We start from the raw sequence: 19,126 nt of genomic DNA on the forward strand, positions 1-19,126 counted from the left end.
ATGATTACAATCCTTCGATTGCTGTTGTTACCAAATCGACTGATTTCTGTGAGAGTGGCAACTTTAGGGCAGCTTCTTGCCCTTTTTCAGACATTTTTCGCCAAGTCTTTTGTAGAATGTCAATTACCTTTTCATCAGGATGCTCTTCACTAAAATCTTCGAAATAGTACTCCATAAAGACCAAACAAATAACATCTTCGAGTATTTGGGTCTCTTCATTCTTTTTTAGCTGTTTTTTTTCAAGTAAAAAGGAAACCTTATCAATGGTTTCTTCGTCATAACCGACCTCCTCTAAAATAGCAGAGGCAGTCTTCGCATGAAATTTTTTAAGCTCTTGTCTCCACTTAAGGTACCCTACACGGTTCATCTCATAAGACTCCCGTGGAATTTCCCAACGTTTGATATGCTGACTTCGAGCCGTTAGTTTTAAGGCTTCTGAGGCATTGGGTTCAAACTCGTTGAGCTGTTTGGTCATGCGCATGGCGTACAAAACTTCTTTAGGATAGCTCTCGCCTTTATAAACCTCTATATTCGGGTCGGCACTGTTGGCTTCGTCAAATTTTTTAAAGGCTTCAATAAGTTTATCGGAGGTGGACATAGGGACAAATTTTTAGGAAAGATAGCAATTTACTTTTTCCGTTTGAATAAAGTGCCTTCTAACGACCGATCCGAATACTCATTTTATTCAGCAAAACCCACGTAAACATAGCCATTTTCAACCTTTACGGGATAAGTGGCAATAGCCTCTAAACTACCGTTTAGGTTCTCGCCGGTTTGTAACGAAAAGGTGTTTTTATGAAGAGGGCAGGCTACTTTCGGAATCATATTCTCTTCGCCAATCATTCCCCTCGATAAAACCATTTCCATTTTATGCGGGCATAGATTTTGACAGGCGTACCATTGCCCGGTTCGCGTGAAATTAAAAACGGCTATCTGTTTTTCTTTATACTTGATACACGCCCCCCCGTTTTTTGGAAATTTTTCTAAGGCGGCGGCCTTATACCAGACTTTTATTTGGTCGGCACCCACGGGTTGATATTTTTCTATTGCTTTGAGCATAACTTAATTTTTTAAACTTTTTAAAGGCTTTAATTAGGCCCATTGTTTGGGCATTTTTTGTTCTCTTAAACTCACGAATTCAATAGTGTCGTCTTCGTCTTCAGAGTTGACAAAATGGGAATATCTAGACCTAATTTCAGGGTTCTCTACAGCCTCTTTCCATTCGCATTTATAGGTGTCGACATAACTTTGCATTTCAAGGTCGAGCTCGTTCGCTATGCCCAAGGAGTCATTGATGACCACATTTTTCAAATACGTGATTCCACCCTCTAGTTTTTCTAGCCAAGCAGCTGTTCTTTGCAGGGGTTGGGCAGTTTTGATGTAGAACATGATGAAGCGGTCTACATAAGTTATCGCGGTCTGTTTATCTACTTTTTCGGCCAATAGTTCGGCGTGTTTCGGGTTAGCGCCTCCATTACCGGCTACATAAACATTCCATCCGCCTTCAACGGCAATGAATCCGAAATCTTTACAACGGGCCTCGGCACATTCCCTAATGCATCCAGAGACGCCACCTTTTAGTTTATGCGGTGAGCGAATACCTTTATATCTATGTTCGATTTCGATGGCAAAACTGACGCTTTCGTCCATTCCATATCGGCACCAGGTAGATCCGACACAACTCTTTACGGTTCGAAGCGACTTACCATAGGCTTGACCGGTTTCAAAGCCTTCTGCTATTAAGTCTTCCCAAATCAAGGGCAATTCATGAAGTTTGGCCCCGAACATATCTATTCTTTGCCCACCGGTTATTTTAGTGTATAGATCGTATTTTTGTGCAATTCTACCTAATGCCATTAGTTGTTTGGGCGTTATTTCACCTCCGGCAACCCTTGGTACCACAGAGTAGGTACCATTTCGCTGAATATTCGCCAAGAAACGGTCGTTGGTGTCTTGAATAGTCTCTTGTCTATTGGCGGTTTCGTTATATATACTGGCAAAAATAGCCGCAACAGCTGGCTTACAGACTTCACAACCATGACCGGTACCGACGGTATCAAGAAGTTCATCGTAGTCTTGAACCGCTCTAGTTTTGACGATATCATAAAGCTCTTGTCTCGAATAGTTGAAATGTTCACAGATGCTTTGTTTGACGGTTTTGCCAATAGATTTTAAACTTTCTGCGACCAAATCGCTTAACATGGGTTTGCACCCACCGCAACCAGTACCTGCTTTGGTAGCTTTAGAAACACCTTTTACGGTTTCATTGCCATCTTCTAGAACAGAACAGCAAATGGCACCTTTCGTAACCGCTTCACAGGAGCAGATAACGGCAGTATCGGGTAAATCCATAGCACTGCCGAACGCAGAACCACCTTCTCCTCGTGCCCCAACAATCAGTTCTTCCGCATTATCTGGAAGGGGCATATTATTGAGGTACATTTGATGTAGAATACTATAATCCGCAGCATCACCGACCATGATTCCCCCCAACAGGGTTTTACCGTCATGGCTTACATTGATTCTTTTATAAATGCCTTTGGTCTTGTTTTCATAAATAATCGAAAGACCCTTGTTTGCAGGCATATACGGTATGCCGAAACTGGCAACATCAACCCCTATCAGTTTTAGCTTGGTCGACATATCGATGCTTTCTTGCATGGCAGCCTGATGGTTTTCAAGTATCTGGTTGACCGCTACTTCCGCCATTTCGTAACCGGGTGCCACAAGACCATAAATCATTTGATTGTACAGAGCTACTTCTCCAATAGCATATATGTAAGGGTCTGAGGTCTGCATTTTTTTGTTGACAACGATGCCTCCTCTAACGCCCATCTCCAAATCGCATGTTTTTGCCAATTCGTCTCGAGGGCGTATTCCTGCGGAAACAACAAGCATGTCAACTTCAAGGGTATCATCTTCTCCAAAGTCCATTCCGGTGATGACGCCATTGCCCAATATTTGGTTAGTAGCCTTGCCGGTATGTATTTTAATACCCATTTCTTCTAAAGTGAGCTGCAGCACATTACTGCTTCTGGAATCTAATTGTCTCGGCATTAATTTTGGAGCATACTCAACTACATGTGGTTCAAGGCCCATATCCATTACAGCTTTGCCTGCTTCTAAGCCTAAAAGCCCACCTCCTAGAACGGCTGCCCGACAATTAGGCTTGTTCTTTTTAATTTCATCGGCATAAGCAAGCATACCCTCAAGGTCTTCAATAGTTCTATAAACAAACACTCCTTTCTTCTCGATACCGGTAATAGGGGGGACAAAGGGCGCGGAGCCGGTCGCCAGTATCAAATAATCATAATGATACTCTTTGTCGGTAGAGGTGGTAATACTTTTTCTGTCGCGATGAATATCTGTGACACGCTCGTTCACGATTAAATGGATATCATTTTCTTGATACCACTCTAAGGGAGCCAGCTCGAGGGCTTTAGCGTCTCTTTTTTCAAAGAATTGACTCAGATGAACTCGGTCATAGGCTGCCCTAGGTTCTTCACCGAATACCTGAAGCTTGAAGTTTTTGCTTTCATTCTTGGAAACAAATTTTTCACAAAACTTGTATCCGACCATGCCGTTGCCGACAACAATTATTGTTTTCATACTGCTTCGATTTAGAATCTATGAATCAAAAATAAGTATAAATACGTATTTTACGTATGATTTTATAGAAATAATTACGTATTTTTATTGCGGATATCGCAACAGCGACCTTTAACAAATTAGATATGGAAGTAAATAAAGAAGCAAAAGTAACATTGGTAGGTGCTGGTCCCGGTAGCTCAGACCTTATAACTATTAGAGGTTTAAGAGCTATGGAAAATGCGGACGTTATTTTATACGACGCTTTGGTGGATAAAGAATTACTTTCAACGGTACGTGGTGACATACCTAAAATATACGTAGGAAAGCGTTGTGGAAGTCATTCGGTAACTCAATCGGAAATAAATAAATTATTGGTAAATGCTTCGTTAAATTATGGTCACGTCGTACGGTTAAAGGGTGGCGATCCTTTTGTTTTTGGCAGGGCCTGCGAAGAAATTGCCTATGTTGAATCTTTTGGCATTCCTGTATCCGTTGTACCTGGTATTACCAGTGCGATTTCGGTACCGGGCAGTCAAGGTATTCCTATGACTTCAAGGGGTGTTAGTACAAGTTTTTGGGTGATGACGGCGACTAAATCGAATACCGAAATTTCAGATGACTTTGTTTTAGCGGCGCAGTCATCCTCCACCATGGTCGTATTGATGGGAATAAGAAAGCTCGATGAAATCGTTCGTAAAGCTAGTGAATATAGGGGCTCCGATACACCTATCGCTATAATTCAGAACGGGACCTTGAAAAATGAATCTTGTGCGGTTGGTACGCTATCTACCATTTTAAACTTCAAACAACAAATCAATCAATCAATGCCCGGTATTATAATTATAGGTAATGTTGTGGCTAAACATCCTTCCTTTTTTAACGATGAGGTTCAGCGTGTTTTGTTCTCGGCGCTATAATATTAAGGTATAGGTTCTTAATGCCGAGTTGAGTGTCACTGTGCTAAATACGTAATTGGTAAAAAAGCACATCTTCAATTTAGAAAATAGCAATTTTCAGCTTGTCATTTCTGCAGACTGGCAAATCTACACATCAAAAGCCATTTTTTTTAAAAACTAAGTATTAATACGTAATTAAATACGTAAGTTTGATACGTAGTTAAATATTCACTCTTAAAACTTTAGTCATGAAATCGAGAACAAAATCAGTTTTTTTCTTTCTGTCAGCTATTCTTTTTGTGGCCTGCGGTGGAAAAAGTGAAAAAAAATCGGCTGAAACTGCAAGTGCCGAGGTTTCTATAGATGCAAGCGGTGCGAGCACATTAGATATCGAAAAGCCTCAACTCACTTTTGGCTTTATAAAGCTGACAGATATGGCACCTTTGGCAATAGCCAAGGAGAAGGGTTTCTTCGAACATGAAGGACTTTTTGTCTCGGTCGAGGCTCAGTCAAATTGGAAAAACGTACTAGATCGTGTGATAGATGGTCAGCTTGACGGTTCACACATGTTAGCAGGGCAGCCAATAGCTGCCGGAGCGGGTTTTGGTAGACAGGCCAAACTGGTAACGCCTTTTTCAATGGATTTGAACGGAAACGGTATCACCGTGTCCAATGAAGTATGGTCGAAGATGAAATCTAATTTACCGCTGAATGAAGATGGTAATCCGGTACATCCTATAAAGGCAGATGCCCTCAAGCCGGTTATTACGGAGTATAAGAATAACGGCAAGCCCTTTAAGATGGGTATGGTATTTCCCGTATCTACACATAACTATGAAATTCGTTATTGGCTTGCCGCAGCAGGTATTCACCCGGGAATGTATACAAAAGACAATGTACAAGGTCAGATAGATGCCGAAGTATTGTTATCGGTAACCCCACCTCCCCAAATGCCAGCGACATTGGAGGCTGGCACGATTTACGGATATTGTGTTGGTGAACCTTGGAATCAGCAGGCAGTATTTAAAGGTATTGGTGTGCCGGTCACAACTAACTACGACATATGGAAAAACAATCCTGAAAAGGTATTCGTTATGACCAAGAAGTTCGTAGAGGAGAATCCTAATACGGCCATTGCGGTCACAAAAGCGCTCATTCGTGCGGGTAAATGGCTTGATGAGCCAGAAAATAGGGCGGAAGCGGTGAAAATACTTTCTATGTCACAGTATGTTGGGGCAGATGAGGCTGTTCTTTCTAATTCTATGACAGGTACTTTCGAATTCGAAAAGGGTGATAAAAGAGAAATGCCCGACTTCAATGTATTCTACAAATACAATGCAACTTATCCTTTCTATTCAGATGGAGTGTGGTTTTTGACACAGATGCGTCGATGGGGACAAATTCCTGAATCAAAACCAGCCGAATGGTACGATGAGACTATTAAAGAAATCTATAGACCTGATATTTGGAAAAAAGCGGCCAACCTATTGGTCAAAGAAGGTCATATTCCTGCAGCGGATGTCCCCGAAACAGATGGATATAAGCCCGCTACCGATGAATTTATCGACGGTAAAACCTACGATGCCAAAGACCCCCTTGGTTACATCAATAGTTTCAGTATCGGAAACAAAGATGATTCATCTCTCTAGAAAAGTTTAATCAGTAAAACGAAGCATCATGAAACAGAGTTTAGTGTTGAACAAGGTAAGCGATTTGGTAGGTACCAAGTCTATTTTCGGAAAATTCAAAATTGGATCCTTCAAATTTGATGGAAATAAAATTCTTAGAAAATTTTTAATTCCTGCACTGTCGATATTGCTCTTTGTCGGTTTATGGCATACGGGTTCGAAGGCATTATTTCAAATGGAGGCCGATTACAAGATAGAAAAAGCCCTTACAGATCAGGGTAGGGAAGCGGCGGAAGCCATGCAAGCATGTATTGCATCTGGCGACGTAAGTTGTCAGCCAAATACGCTGCCTTCTCCATCTCAAGTTTGGCAGTCATTACAATCATTGATCGCAGACCATAAAGTAATCTCTGCCGATAAGAAAGCCTTTGCCGAAAAAACCGCTGGTATAAACGCCAAAAGGGAAGCAGAGGGTAAAGCTCCGATTACTTATACGGGTAGACCATCTTTTGTAGATCAAATTTTCACGAGTCTCAAGACTGTTTTTGCCGGTTTCTTGTTAGCATTGATTATTGCCGTTCCTATTGGTATTGTTATAGGTTTAAGCCCAGTATTGAGAAGTTCTTTCAATTGGCTGATACAGATTTTTAAACCGGTTTCTCCCGTTGTTTGGTTGCTATTGGTTTTTATGATTGTAAAGACTATGACTAAAGATTCTAATTCAGATAGTGCCTTTATCATTTCTTTTATAAGTGTTGGTCTATGTGCCATGTGGGCAACCTTGGTGAACACTGCCATGGGCGTTTCATCAGTAGATAAAGACTATATCAATGTCGCAAAAGTTCTAAAGCTAAGACCTCTTCAAAAGGTATTCAAGGTTATTCTACCTTCTTCTTTACCATTGATTTTTACAGGTTTGAGAATCACATTGTCTGTAGCGTGGATGGTTCTTATAGCCATAGAACTATTGGCACAGAGCCCGGGATTAGGTTCGTTCGTTTGGGAAGAATTTCAAAACGGGGCCATAGATTCTAATTCAAAAATCATTGTTGCGATGTTCGTAATAGGCATAATTGGTTTCCTATTAGATAGATTGATGCTGACTATACAAAACATGGTGTCCTTTAATAAAAACGATGCGATTTAATATCTAAAAAATAATTGTCATGGCTTATTTAGAACTTAAAAATGTATATAAAACATACGGTCAAGGGGCCGATGCCACTGAAGTGCTTACAGATATTAATTTGAGCATCGAAGAAGGCGAGTTTGTAGCGATTGTCGGTTTTACCGGAAGCGGAAAGACCACATTGGTCAACTTGATCAACGGTTTGTTGCAGCCTACAAGCGGTGAAGTGCTTTTTAAAGGTGAACCAGTAAAAGATACCAGTCATGACCGTGGCGTCATATTTCAGAACTATTCTCTTTTGCCGTGGTTAACCGTAGGTCAAAATGTGCATATGGCAGTGAGAGAGGCATTTCCGAAGGCATCGAAAAGTGAGCTGCAAAAGAGAGTAAGGGATTTTGTGGATATGGTAAGCCTCAGCCCCGCAATCAATAAAAGACCAAAGGAACTTTCTGGAGGAATGAGGCAAAGGGTAGCCGTTGCCAGAGCACTTGCAATGAACCCTGAGATGATTATTATGGATGAACCCTTGGGCGCTTTGGATGCACTGACCAGAGGTAACCTGCAGGATGAAATATTAAACATCTGGAGTAAGGATAAACGAACTGCATTATTAATTACAAATGATGTAGATGAGGGCATTTATATGGCCGATCGAATTATTCCTTTAAGACCAGGTCCTAATGCAACGCTCGGTCCTGAATTTAAAATCGATATAGAAAGACCTAGGGATAAAACGGCATTAAATGATAATCCTGTCTATAAAAAGACGAGAAACGCCATCATTGAATACTTGATGGATATTGGTAACGAAAGAAAAGCGGTGGTGCAACAAGAGTATGTACTTCCCGACCTGAGTCCAAAGAGTTTTGTAGCCTAACATTAAAAAGAAAATCATGAGTACTACTACCATAGAATCTAAAAAAAATCTAGGCACTGTTGAAAACGGAATATTGTATCCTTCACAAGTGATGCTAGATTTGAACGATCTTAAGAAAGTGTATCCGACACCAAAAGGAGATTATGTAGTTCTTGAACATTTGAACCTTCAGATAATGAAAGAGGAGTTCGTTACCATAATTGGACATTCTGGCTGTGGTAAAACGACAATGCTCTCGATGATTGCCGGCCTCAACGAAATTTCCGGGGGGAACATATCAGTATTGGGCAACCCGGTCAAAGGGCCGGGTCCTGATAGAGGCGTCATATTTCAGGCGCCGAGTCTAATGCCATGGATGACGGCTTTGCAGAACGTACTTTTAGGAGTGAACCAGGTTTTTCCGCATGCTACGAAATCACAGCGAAATGATATAGCCAAGTACTATCTACATAAGGTAGGTCTTGATGGGGCTTTTCATAAAAAAGCGCAAGAGCTATCTCAAGGTATGCAACAAAGGGTAGGTATCGCAAGGGCATTTGCTATCAAACCCAAAGTACTTTTACTAGATGAGCCATTCGGAATGTTAGATTCGCTTACCCGTGGCGAGTTGCAGGATATTCTCATTGAAATATGGAACAAGGAGAAAATTACTGCCGTAATGATTACCCATGATGTTGACGAGGCGATTTTCTTGGCCGACAGGGTGGTCATGATGACAAGTGGGCCAAGGGCCAAAATCGGTGATATCTTAAATATTGATTTTGAAAGACCTAGAACTAGAAAGGCAGTCTTGGAGCATGACGACTACTATACTTACCGTAAACATCTTATCGATTTCTTAGAGCACTAATTTAAATAACTAACGATAACATTAAACCAAGATGAAAAAGCAGTACACTCTTATTATCCTAGTATTCCTATCGGCTCAATATATTAATTCTCAATTTCTATTGGATGGTGAGTTCAGGCCTCGTACCGAATATAGAAATGGCTTCGGAGGTATTATTCCCGATGCGGTAGACCCCGGTTTCGCCATATCTACGCGAACGCGGCTCAACGCAGGTTATAAGTTTAGTTCTTATGAGTTTTACCTAAGTCTACAAGATGTGATGGTGTGGGGCGAGAACCGTCAGATCCTGCCATACGATCAAAATAATTCATTTGCAGTTTTTCAGGCATGGGCCAAACTTGATTTGGGCAAAGGCTTCTCTACTAAACTGGGTAGACAGGTCATTTCATATGATGACCAACGTATTTTTGGGGGGTTAGATTGGGCGCAGCAGGGCCGTAACCATGATGCCGCCTTGATCAACTATAAAAAGAATAAGTTTTATATGGATTTGGGTCTGGCCTTTAATCAAGATTTCAGTAACCCAGCAGGTTTTCAATCTATAGGTACCGCTTATACGACTACCGGTTTCTTTTCATATAAAACCATGCAATACCTTTATCTAAAACAATCGGGAGAGCATTTGTCAGGTAGCTTTTTACTCTTGAACAATGGCTTTCAGAACTTTTCTGGGGAAGGAGATGCGCAAGTGGCCGATGGGGTGAGCAACCTTCAGACTTTCGGTACACATTTGAATTACAAATCAGGGCAATTTGGTGCAGCGCTTAACGCATTTCTTCAGACCGGAGAACGCCAAAATAGCGTAGATGTTGGCGGGGCGTATCTCTTAGGTTTAGATTTGACCTATAAGGCAAGCCCAAAAATTGCTTTAGGTGTGGGTACCGAATTGATTAGCGGCAATAAGGCCGACACTACTGATAAAACAGAGGCTTTCTTCCCTCTTTATGGAACCAATCACAAGTTCAATGGGTTTATGGATTATTTCTACGTGGGCAACCATGCCAATTCTATTGGGTTGTTCGATATTCACGCAAGTGCCAATTTTAAATTGGGAGAAAAATCAGGATTACTCTTAAAGGTCTTAAAGTTTAATGGCGAACAAGAGCTACCGAGTGGTGAGAAGTCATTAGGAACCGAGGTTGATTTGGTCTATTCACATAGTTTCAACGGTTATGCCCTAAAAATAGGCTACTCACAAATGTTTTCAGCTAGTGGTATGTATGAGCTGAAGGGTGTTGCTGAAGATGCTGCCGCAAGTAGTCAAAATTGGGCCTGGGCCATGTTGATTATTAAGCCTAAGTTCTTGAACACGGCAAAAGAATAAAAATTCTGTTTACTGTTATGCTTCGATGGGGCCGTGCTCACCAGTTTAGGTGTTTGCGGTCCTTTTTTTGTTGTATTTTGAAATAGTTCTATCCGAAAAATATACCGATTAGTTCAGAAAGCTGGTGTTCATCTCAAATTTCAACTATATTTGTACGTATAAATACCTATAATTTTGAGTACAATTACCAGTATAGTGCTAGTCGATGACCATTCTTTGGTACGCGACGGTATCAGGGCTTTATTAGAAAGTGAATCAGATTTAGAGGTCATTGGCGAGGGCGCTGATGGAAAGGAAGCTTTAAAACTTGTCGAGGAAAAGAATCCTGACCTGTTGATTATTGATATTAGAATGCCTGAAATGACAGGTATAGAGGCGGTCAAGGCCTTGAATGCCAATAATTCTCAAGTGAAAAGTATCATTCTTTCCATGCATGATTCTGAAGAGTACATATTGCAGTCAGTTAGTGCAGGTGCCAAAGGTTATTTACTGAAAGACACTGATAAGACCGAATTTATTAAAGCTATTCATACGGTTAGGGAAGGGGGCAAGTACTACAGTGGCGATATTTCAAATGTACTGGTCAATAACCTTCTCAATCCGAATAAAGAAATAGTTGAAACCACTACAAAACCAAAAATTGGCAATAACCCATTCGACCTCACCAATAAGGAATTACAGGTTTTAGAGCTGGTTCTTTCTGGTTTAACAAATAAGCAAATCTCAGAAAAACTGCAAAATAGCAAACGTACCGTAGAAACCCATCGATTTAATTTAATGCGTAAGATGGAGGTAAAGAACTTGATAGATTTATCAAAAAAAGCCCAAGAATTTAATTTGGTTTAAGACTTTAGTTTTTCTGAATTATTCCCTTCTATTTGTACTCTTAAAGGGCCTATAAGGTGTTGTTTTGCTCTTCTTTTTGAACGACGTTTTCCGAATTGTAAATCTCAGAAACGATTTCATACAAATCAGGAATGACCGTGCGCGCCAATCTTGAATTACTGTTCAAGAGAACACAAATGCCTAAATCAGAATTGGGGTATACCGCAATTTCGTTTCTATAGTTATTGACGCTACCGCCATGATGCCAAATGGTCTTTTCTTGAGAGCTTTGTTCATCTTTAAATTTGTGAATTCTCCATCCAAAACCATAGTAAGATTTAAGATGCCCGGGCCATTTGTGGTAATACTTATGATGCCCGGTAATTTCTATAAAAGGCGTAAAGGCTTCTTCCAAGGCATTTTTACCCATGATTTCAGGGTTGTGGCCAAGTAAAAAACGCATCCATCGACCCATATCATGTGCACTGGCGTTGATTCCGCCAGCAGCGACGGCATTGTAATAATTATCCGATAGATTGAGAGTTCTCCATCCATGACCTCTTTTGGAGTGAGGCAGTGCAATATTGATAGTCTGTTTTAAGGTTTTGTGATCCATTGACGTACTGCACATTCCTAACGGACTGAAAAATCTATTTTTTAGAGAGGTTGAAATTTCATCTCCCGTCGCTTTTTTCATTACCTCGCCGCATAAAGCAAAAATGGCGTTTTGGTAGCTGTACATAGCACCTGGCTTACTGATCGGAGCAACTTCTTTAAATCTTTCGGCAATAGTTTCCATCGGTAAACCAGCCTCAACCAGATTGGTGAAACTATGGTAAGGAGTTCCAGAAGTGTGCGAAAGAATGTTGGCCAGAGTTATTTCCGAAGTATTTACTGCATCTCCTAATTGAAATTGAGGTAGATAATCGATAATTCTATCTTTCCATGAAAGGTAACCTTCATTTTTAAGGTTGGCGGCAAGTACACCTGCAAACCCTTTAGATAAAGAACCCAATCGAAAAACGGTCTCTCCATCAACTTGATCGTTATAACGGGCATTTCTTTTTCCGTATCCATCAGAAAGAATAATACTATCACCTTGAACGATGCTTACCCCGGCACCAACAATATCACCCGAGGCAATGGCCTTGGCAAAATAACTACGTAATTTTTTCTGTAGTTCTTCTTTGTCAGCTTTGTATTGACGGGCGTCGACGGGATTTTTGATTTCCTCTTTTATGGTAATCGTAGCAGTCGCTTCTGAAGAGGTATTTAGTTTTTCTGGCGTTTTGACACTTGAAGTTGCAATGAACATGGTAAGGGCTAAAATTGCAAATACAGCCAGAAATTTGATAGTCCGCATGAAAAAGTTAGGATTTAGTAGTTCGGTTATGTGGCATGAATATAGGATGAATTACACAAATAACGGATGAAATACACATTTTCTTATTTAATTCCTTAATTTTTATCTCCCATTTCAGTGTTAAATGACAAATATTCAAGATTCGGTTGTTTATCATGTCTATCCGATCGGCCTTTTGGGTGCGGAGAGGAAAAATTCCTTTCAAATGGAGCCCACCAACAGAATCAAAGATTTGTATTCTTGGCTGGATCACATGCAAGACCTTGGTTGCGACATTTTATATATAGGTCCTGTTTTTGAATCGACTTCACATGGGTACGATACCGCTGATTATTTCAGAATCGATAGACGTCTGGGCAGCAACAGAAACTTTAAAGATTTCGTGGAAAGAGCCCATAAAAGAAATATCAAGGTCGTTCTCGATGGCGTTTTTAACCATGTAGGCCGTAATTTTTGGGCCTTTAAAGATGTATTGAAAAAAGAATCATCTTCAGCCTATAAATATTGGTTCTCCGGGTTAGATTTTAGTAAGGGCAACCCTATGGGCGATTCTTTTACTTATAATGCTTGGCACGGCCACTACCAGTTGGTAGAGCTTGATTTATTAAATGAAGAAGTTCAGGAACATCTTCTGGAAGCGGTCAAGTTTTGGATCCGGTATTTTAACATAGACGGTTTGCGATTGGATACTGCCGATATTCTCGACTTCAATTTCATGCAGGAACTGAATAGGGTATGTAAAGGTCTGAATCCTGAATTTTGGTTGATGGGTGAAGTGGTACAGGGCGATTACAACCGATGGATAAAAGAAGCAAAGTTAGACTCAGTAACGAATTATGAATTTCACGGACCTTTCTTCGAGTCTTTTAATAAAAGAAGTTTCAAGTTTATTGAAAAGATACTGAGCGATCAGTTCGGTATGTATGGTAGGTACATTGATTTAGAATTATACTCGTTTGTAGATAACCATGATGTGCAACGTTCTTATACGTCCATTCACCATAAAGAACATTTGAACCTTCTGTACTTTCTTTTGTTTACCCTACCAGGTATTCCCTCTATTTATTATGGAAGTGAATATGGGTATTCAGGTAAAAAAACCGGTCATATTGATGATGAACTGAGGCCTGCTATACGATACAGGAATAGATTTGAAAAAGCCCATAAGCCAGACTTGTTCAATTGGATCAAGAAGTTGATATCGATACGTCGCAAGCAAATTGCGCTGCGAAAAGGCAATTACCGAACCATATTGGTAAGTGGCGAACAATTTGTTTATGTAAGAAAATTCAGGGAAGAAAATTTAATTATGGCCTTAAATATGGCTAGTTGTGCTGCAAAAGTTAGTGTCAAAATAAATTTGGGAAAAGGTGTTTTAATTGATTTATTGGATGCCGATTTTCAAAAAAATGTAGACTCAGATACCGTGTTTATTGAAATTCCCCCAGAAAAAGGACGAATTCTTCAACTGTCAAGTTGAATTAATAGAACTAAAACCAACACTTTTTTAAAGTACTCGTAAAAATAAGGTCGACTTTTACGATTAATTCACTACGTATATATACGTATTTTTATAACTTGCATGTATCTACAGTTCTTAACTTATAAAGGCTCGGGTCATGTTAAAGAAAAGTACTCATAAAACCATTTGTTCGTATTGTGGTGTTGGATGTGGTATAGAGGTTTCTGTTGATAGCAAAGGTACTCTTTCTGTGAAAGGTGATGAGAGCTATCCCGTAAATATGGGCATGTTATGCTCAAAAGGAAAAAACCTGAATTATGTAGCACAAGATACTACGGATCGAATTCTATATCCTCAAATGAGGTGGAGTCGAAATCACCCTATGCAACGAATTTCTTGGGATACTGCTTTCGAAAGAGCGGCGGCTGTATTCAAAAGTATCATAGACAAACATGGGCCTAATAGTGTTGGTTTTTACGTATCCGGCCAGTGCCTTACCGAAGAATATTATCTCGTAAACAAGCTTACCAAAGGTTTTATAGGCACCAATAATATCGATACCAATAGTAGGCTTTGTATGAGTTCTGCAGTGGTAGGTTACAAAAAAATGTTGGGCGAAGATTCGGTTCCTATTTCTTATGCCGATATCGAACTTTCAGATTGCTTTTTGATTGCGGGTGCCAACCCTGCTTGGTGTCACCCCATTCTCTTTAGAAGAATTGAAAAACATAAAGAGGAAAATCCGCAGGTTAAAATTATTGTCGTTGACCCTAGAAAAACGCAAACTTGCGCCATTGCCGATTTGCATCTTCAAATATTGCCGGGTACCGATGTCATTCTATTCAATGCGATTGCCCGTTGGCTTATCGAAAAAAAGAAAATAGATAAAAAGTTCATTAAGAACCACACTGTGAATTTTGAGGCGTGTAAAGAAAGTGCTTTTCAGCTTTCATTGCGTAAGGCGGCTGAATTGTGTGGTATTTCGATTGATGATATACGTACTGCCGCCAGTTATATAGGCAATGCGAAAGCTTTTATTTCTATGTGGACGATGGGTCTCAATCAAAGTGTCATTGGGGTAAGTAAAAATTTGGCCCTACTCAATCTCTCCCTACTTACCGGTCAGATTGGTAAGCCAGGTGCGGGTCCTTTTTCCCTTACGGGTCAACCAAATGCCATGGGTGGCAGGGAAGTAGGTGGTATGGCAAGTTTACTGGCGGCTCATAGGGACCTTGGCAATCCCAGACACAGAGCTGAAGTGGCTGAATTTTGGGGGGGAAAGGAAATTTCCGGCGAAGCTGGCTATTCGGCTACGGAAATGTTCGATGCTTTGGAAAGTGGAAAAATGAAAGCTATTTGGATAATCTGTACCAACCCCATTGTTAGTCTCCCGAATGCCAACAAAATTGAAAGGGCCTTAAAAAATGCCAGTTTCGTGGTGGTTCAAGATATATCGCATAATTCTGAAACAACCGAATTTGCTGATTTGCTATTGCCTGCAGCTGGCTGGCTGGAAAAAGAAGGCACCATGACGAACTCCGAAAGGCGTATCAGTTACCTTCCAAAAGTGATCGACCCGCCCGGGGAAGCCTTGCCCGATGTAGAAATACTTTGGAAGTTTGCCAAAAAGATGGGGTATGAAGGTTTTGATTATAGTGATGCAAGCGAAGTATATGATGAGCATTGCTTGTTGACCAAAGGAACGAATATCGATATATCAGGTTTATCTTATGATCGACTGAAAAACGAAGGCAGTTTTCAGTGGCCGGTTCCAGACCCTAAACATAAAGGTACCCCACGGCTATTTACCGATTTGCATTTTTTTACCAACGACGAAAAATCGCATTTCAATGCGCCTCCCAAATTATATAATCAGTCAGAGCAGACCGATGTAGATTTCCCGTTGATTTTGAATACCGGTAGAGTTCGGGATCAATGGCATACCCGTACCAAAACGGGAAAGGTGAAACGATTATTGACCCATATACCCGAACCGTTTCTAGAAATGAACAAAGTCGACGCCTACCTGAGAAACCTTAAAGACGGCGATGTAGCGGTTGTTAAAAGTAGAAGGGGTGATGTACAGGTAAAGGTTAAGGTTAATTACGATATTAGGGAACGGGTTGTTTTTCTACCGATGCATTGGGGAAAAATGCTCAATAATGATTTTGGTAGGGCCAATAATATGACCAGCGATCTGGTCGACCCCATTTCAAAAGAACCTGATTTTAAATACTGTGCCGTACAAGTATCAAAATATGTGAAGGCAAAACAAAAAGTGGTAGTCATTGGTGCAGGTGCCGCTGCCTATAGATTTGTTCAGACCTATAGGTCAAAAAACAGAACGGATGAAGTTCATGTATTTTCCAAAGAAAAAGACCCATTTTACAATCGGGTTTTATTACCGGAATATGTGAGTGAAGAGCTTTCTTGGGAAGCACTGGAGAAACTGAAAAAAGGAGAGATAAAAAAGCTTGGTATTACCTTGCATTCGGGGCTTGGTATTAAAAGCGTCGATAAAGTCAAAAAGCAGGTAACCGATGAGAAAGGAGAGGTGCATGCTTATGATATACTGATTTTGGCTACAGGCAGCCGTGCATTTGTACCCAGCGATGTGCCCATCAATTTGCCAGGGCGATTTACCATGAGAGAAAGAGGTGATGCCGATGAACTAAGAACGTACCTTCACCAAACTGGCCTACCGGAAGAAGAACAGCATGTGGTGATTGTGGGAGGCGGTTTATTGGGGCTGGAGTTGGCAGCCGCTTTGAAAAAAAGAAATATCAACATCAGTATTATACAGCGGGCACCGAGGTTAATGGAGCGCCAATTAGATCGGGTGGCAAGTAGGTTGTTGGCCGAAGATGTTTCAGAAAGGGGTATCAAGATATATTTTGATAATGAGGTTAGCACTGTTTTTGAGGAAAAAGGAAGAAAGAATTTCTTGAGCATCACTCTCAAAACAGGTAGAACCATTAAAAGCAATGCCATTGTATATGCCATAGGTACCAGACCGAATATTGAATTGGCCAAATTTTCTGATATCGATACCAGTAGGGGGGTGATTGTGAATGAATATTTGCAAACAAGTGAGCCCGATATTTTTGCCCTCGGTGAGATTGCCGAGTTTAGAAATGCCTTGTTCGGTATTACTTCTGCGGCAGAGCAGCAGGCCGATATTGCAGCAAAATTTATTTTAGGGGATTTCTCCAGTATTTACAACGGGTCAATTCTTATGAACATACTCAAGTTTGAAGATTTAGACCTTTGTAGTCTTGGTATGGTGAACATACCTTCTGACGACCCAAGTTATGAAGAGATTATTTTTATGGATGTCAGTAAACGGTACTACAAAAAGTGTATCGTGAAAGATGATACCTTAAAAGGTGCCATATTAATGGGCGATAAGAATGAATTTGCCGAATTCAAGAGATTGATCGAAGAAGAAATTGAATTGTCAGAGAAGCGTGATGAGCTGTTAAGGGGCAATTCAAGTTCGGTTCCCATGAAAGGTAAATTGGTTTGTTCTTGTAGCCAAATTGGTGAAGGTAATATCATTGATGCAATTCGGGGTGGTTGTGAAGACTTTGGTAAGCTTTGTTCTGAAACAGGTGCCGGTTTGGGCTGTGGTAGCTGTAAACCCGAAGTACAAGAAATCTTGTCATCGCAAATACAAGTTGCTGCACATTGAGTTTAATTGATATTTAAAGGCTATGAACGATAATCTACATCGAATAATGATCAAAGGGGGCGTTACCTCACCGGGTGAGCTGAAAGATTGTATTGCCATGTTAGAGGCGGCCGGCTTAAAAGAGGTTTACTTTGGATCTAGGCAAGATTTGTTATTTCCTCTTGAGGTTAATGATGAACATCTTGATGTCATATCGAAATTCAATGTAGAAATAGAACCCAACAGAAGTTATCAAAACATTGTATGCTCCTATGTTTCCGCCGATATATTCGACATGACCTATTGGTTAAAAGGGTCTACCTATCTTTATATTTTAGAAGGTTTTGATTTTAAGCCCAAGCTCAAGATAAATATCACGGACCCGAAACAACGTCTAGTGCCTTTGTTCAACGGAAACCTAAATTTTATAGCATCGGACAATGAAGACTATTGGTATCTCAATATAAAATTGCCTCACTGGAAAAGATCTGCATACTATCCGGTTTTAATCTATAGTTGGGATATCTCGAATCTCGCAAAGGCCATAGAGGAGATATATGAAGAAGTAAATGATGTGGAAGAACTTTCGTTCGTTCTCAATAAAAAACTCGACACCAACAGCCGTACTATTGACAAACCGTTAGAGTTGTCTTATATTAAATTCCCGTACTATGAGGGTATGAACCGCATGGGGCTCGAACAGTATTGGTTGGGGCTGTATTGGCGTAACAACAGGTACGACCTTCAGTTTTTGAAGGAACTCTGCGGATTCTGTTTGGACAACAGCATTGGAAAGATATGCATAACCCCATGGAAGTCTTTCATTATTAAAGGAATTAAAAAGAACTCTAGACCTGAATTAGAAAGATTTTTGGGTAAAAGAGGAATTAACGTGCGGCATTCGCAACTTGAGATGAACTGGCACCTGCCTGTTGATGATGCAGAAGCCATGGAGCTTAAAAAGTTTTTGGTCAGAAGTTTTGATCAAAACGATATAAGTACCTACGGGTTGACTTTCGGAATTAGTAATGATGTGGGAAAACGTTCTCATTTTGCATCCGTTATCATTGAAAAAAATGCTCCGCCATCGATTATCAAAGATTTTGAGGTAAGACCGACCTATAATGTATTACACTTTGAGAATTTTGACCCCAATACACAAAAATATTTGGCCTTGGCTCAAGATGTGGATAAAATTGAATTACCGGGTCTCTTAATGGAATTAAGTAAAAAATACTTTGACCAATTAGGGTCGGTAGTAAAACCGGCTATTGCTGAAACGGTAGAAAAATTTACAGTGGAGAAGAGCAAACCAGTATATCAATGTACCGATTGCTTGACCATATATGATCCCCAGTTCGGCGATGCGAAAGCAGGGATGTCAATAAATACTGATTTTAAAGAACTTCCGGAAGCTTATTGTTGTCCCGTTTGTGAGGCTCCTAAAAGTAATTTTCAAAGAATACAACTTCAAATGGCATAGAAAAAGCGGCCTCAAAGGCCGCTTTTCT

Annotated in this window: 14 protein-coding genes; 10 read left to right on the forward strand and 4 right to left on the reverse strand. The window is 40.4% G+C overall.

The genetic code is table 11. The annotated features are described in order from the left end of the window. Positions 1–4 precede the first annotated feature (4 nt). The 3 genes from D1013_RS10120 to nirB form a co-directional block, all read right to left on the reverse strand. Entirely contained in the window at positions 5–598 is a 594-nt protein-coding gene (locus tag D1013_RS10120; RefSeq protein WP_121848717.1) for a DUF4202 domain-containing protein, read from the reverse strand. Positions 599–681: 83 nt separating this feature from the next. After that, a complete protein-coding gene (nirD, locus tag D1013_RS10125; RefSeq protein ID WP_121848718.1) occupies positions 682–1,059 on the reverse strand; it encodes a nitrite reductase small subunit NirD in 378 nt (125 codons plus the stop codon). A gap of 33 nt (positions 1,060–1,092) precedes the next feature. Then, a complete protein-coding gene (gene nirB, locus D1013_RS10130) occupies positions 1,093–3,609 on the reverse strand; it encodes a nitrite reductase large subunit NirB (RefSeq protein ID WP_121848719.1) in 2,517 nt (838 codons plus the stop codon). Positions 3,610–3,734: 125 nt separating this feature from the next. Here nirB and cobA point away from each other — a divergent pair, with 125 nt between their 5' ends. The 7 genes from cobA to D1013_RS10165 all read left to right on the forward strand — a co-directional run bounded on the left by cobA (position 3,735) and on the right by D1013_RS10165 (position 11,141). After that, positions 3,735–4,508, forward strand: a complete 774-nt coding sequence (cobA, locus tag D1013_RS10135; protein WP_121848720.1) for a uroporphyrinogen-III C-methyltransferase — start codon at positions 3,735–3,737, stop codon at positions 4,506–4,508. Between the two features lie 227 nt (positions 4,509–4,735). Next, positions 4,736–6,136 (forward strand): CmpA/NrtA family ABC transporter substrate-binding protein, encoded by a 1,401-nt coding sequence (locus D1013_RS10140; protein WP_121848721.1) that lies wholly within the window; start codon positions 4,736–4,738, stop codon positions 6,134–6,136. Positions 6,137–6,164: 28 nt separating this feature from the next. Continuing rightward, positions 6,165–7,262 carry an ABC transporter permease gene (locus tag D1013_RS10145; RefSeq protein WP_121848722.1) on the forward strand — a complete coding sequence of 366 codons (1,098 nt, stop codon included), beginning with the start codon at positions 6,165–6,167 and terminating at the stop codon, positions 7,260–7,262. A gap of 19 nt (positions 7,263–7,281) precedes the next feature. Beyond that, positions 7,282–8,121: an ABC transporter ATP-binding protein gene (locus D1013_RS10150; RefSeq protein WP_121848723.1), complete on the forward strand. Its 840-nt coding sequence runs from the start codon at positions 7,282–7,284 to the stop codon at positions 8,119–8,121. A gap of 16 nt (positions 8,122–8,137) precedes the next feature. Continuing rightward, positions 8,138–8,971 carry an ABC transporter ATP-binding protein gene (locus D1013_RS10155; protein WP_121848724.1) on the forward strand — a complete coding sequence of 278 codons (834 nt, stop codon included), beginning with the start codon at positions 8,138–8,140 and terminating at the stop codon, positions 8,969–8,971. Positions 8,972–9,002: 31 nt separating this feature from the next. Then, the gene (locus D1013_RS10160) at positions 9,003–10,295 is read left to right on the forward strand and encodes an alginate export family protein (protein WP_121848725.1); all 1,293 of its coding nucleotides are present in this window, start codon (positions 9,003–9,005) and stop codon (positions 10,293–10,295) included. 174 nt (positions 10,296–10,469) lie between these two features. Continuing rightward, on the forward strand, positions 10,470–11,141 hold the full coding sequence (locus D1013_RS10165; RefSeq protein ID WP_121848726.1) for a response regulator transcription factor: 672 nt from the start codon (positions 10,470–10,472) through the stop codon (positions 11,139–11,141). A gap of 49 nt (positions 11,142–11,190) precedes the next feature. On the opposite strand, the gene D1013_RS10170 is transcribed toward D1013_RS10165, so the two are convergent. After that, the gene (locus tag D1013_RS10170) at positions 11,191–12,483 is read right to left on the reverse strand and encodes a serine hydrolase domain-containing protein (protein WP_121848727.1); all 1,293 of its coding nucleotides are present in this window, start codon (positions 12,481–12,483) and stop codon (positions 11,191–11,193) included. 124 nt (positions 12,484–12,607) lie between these two features. Here D1013_RS10170 and D1013_RS10175 point away from each other — a divergent pair, with 124 nt between their 5' ends. The 3 genes from D1013_RS10175 to D1013_RS10185 all read left to right on the forward strand — a co-directional run bounded on the left by D1013_RS10175 (position 12,608) and on the right by D1013_RS10185 (position 19,098). After that, on the forward strand, positions 12,608–13,963 hold the full coding sequence (locus D1013_RS10175; protein ID WP_121848728.1) for an alpha-amylase family glycosyl hydrolase: 1,356 nt from the start codon (positions 12,608–12,610) through the stop codon (positions 13,961–13,963). A 139-nt stretch (positions 13,964–14,102) separates the two neighbouring features. Next, positions 14,103–17,636 carry a nitrate reductase gene (locus tag D1013_RS10180; RefSeq protein WP_121848729.1) on the forward strand — a complete coding sequence of 1,178 codons (3,534 nt, stop codon included), beginning with the start codon at positions 14,103–14,105 and terminating at the stop codon, positions 17,634–17,636. Positions 17,637–17,658: 22 nt separating this feature from the next. Next, positions 17,659–19,098 carry a rubredoxin gene (locus D1013_RS10185; protein WP_121848730.1) on the forward strand — a complete coding sequence of 480 codons (1,440 nt, stop codon included), beginning with the start codon at positions 17,659–17,661 and terminating at the stop codon, positions 19,096–19,098. Positions 19,099–19,126: the final 28 nt, after the last annotated feature.

It is taken from the genome of Euzebyella marina, assembly GCF_003687485.1.
Lineage (GTDB): Bacteria > Bacteroidota > Bacteroidia > Flavobacteriales > Flavobacteriaceae > Euzebyella > Euzebyella marina.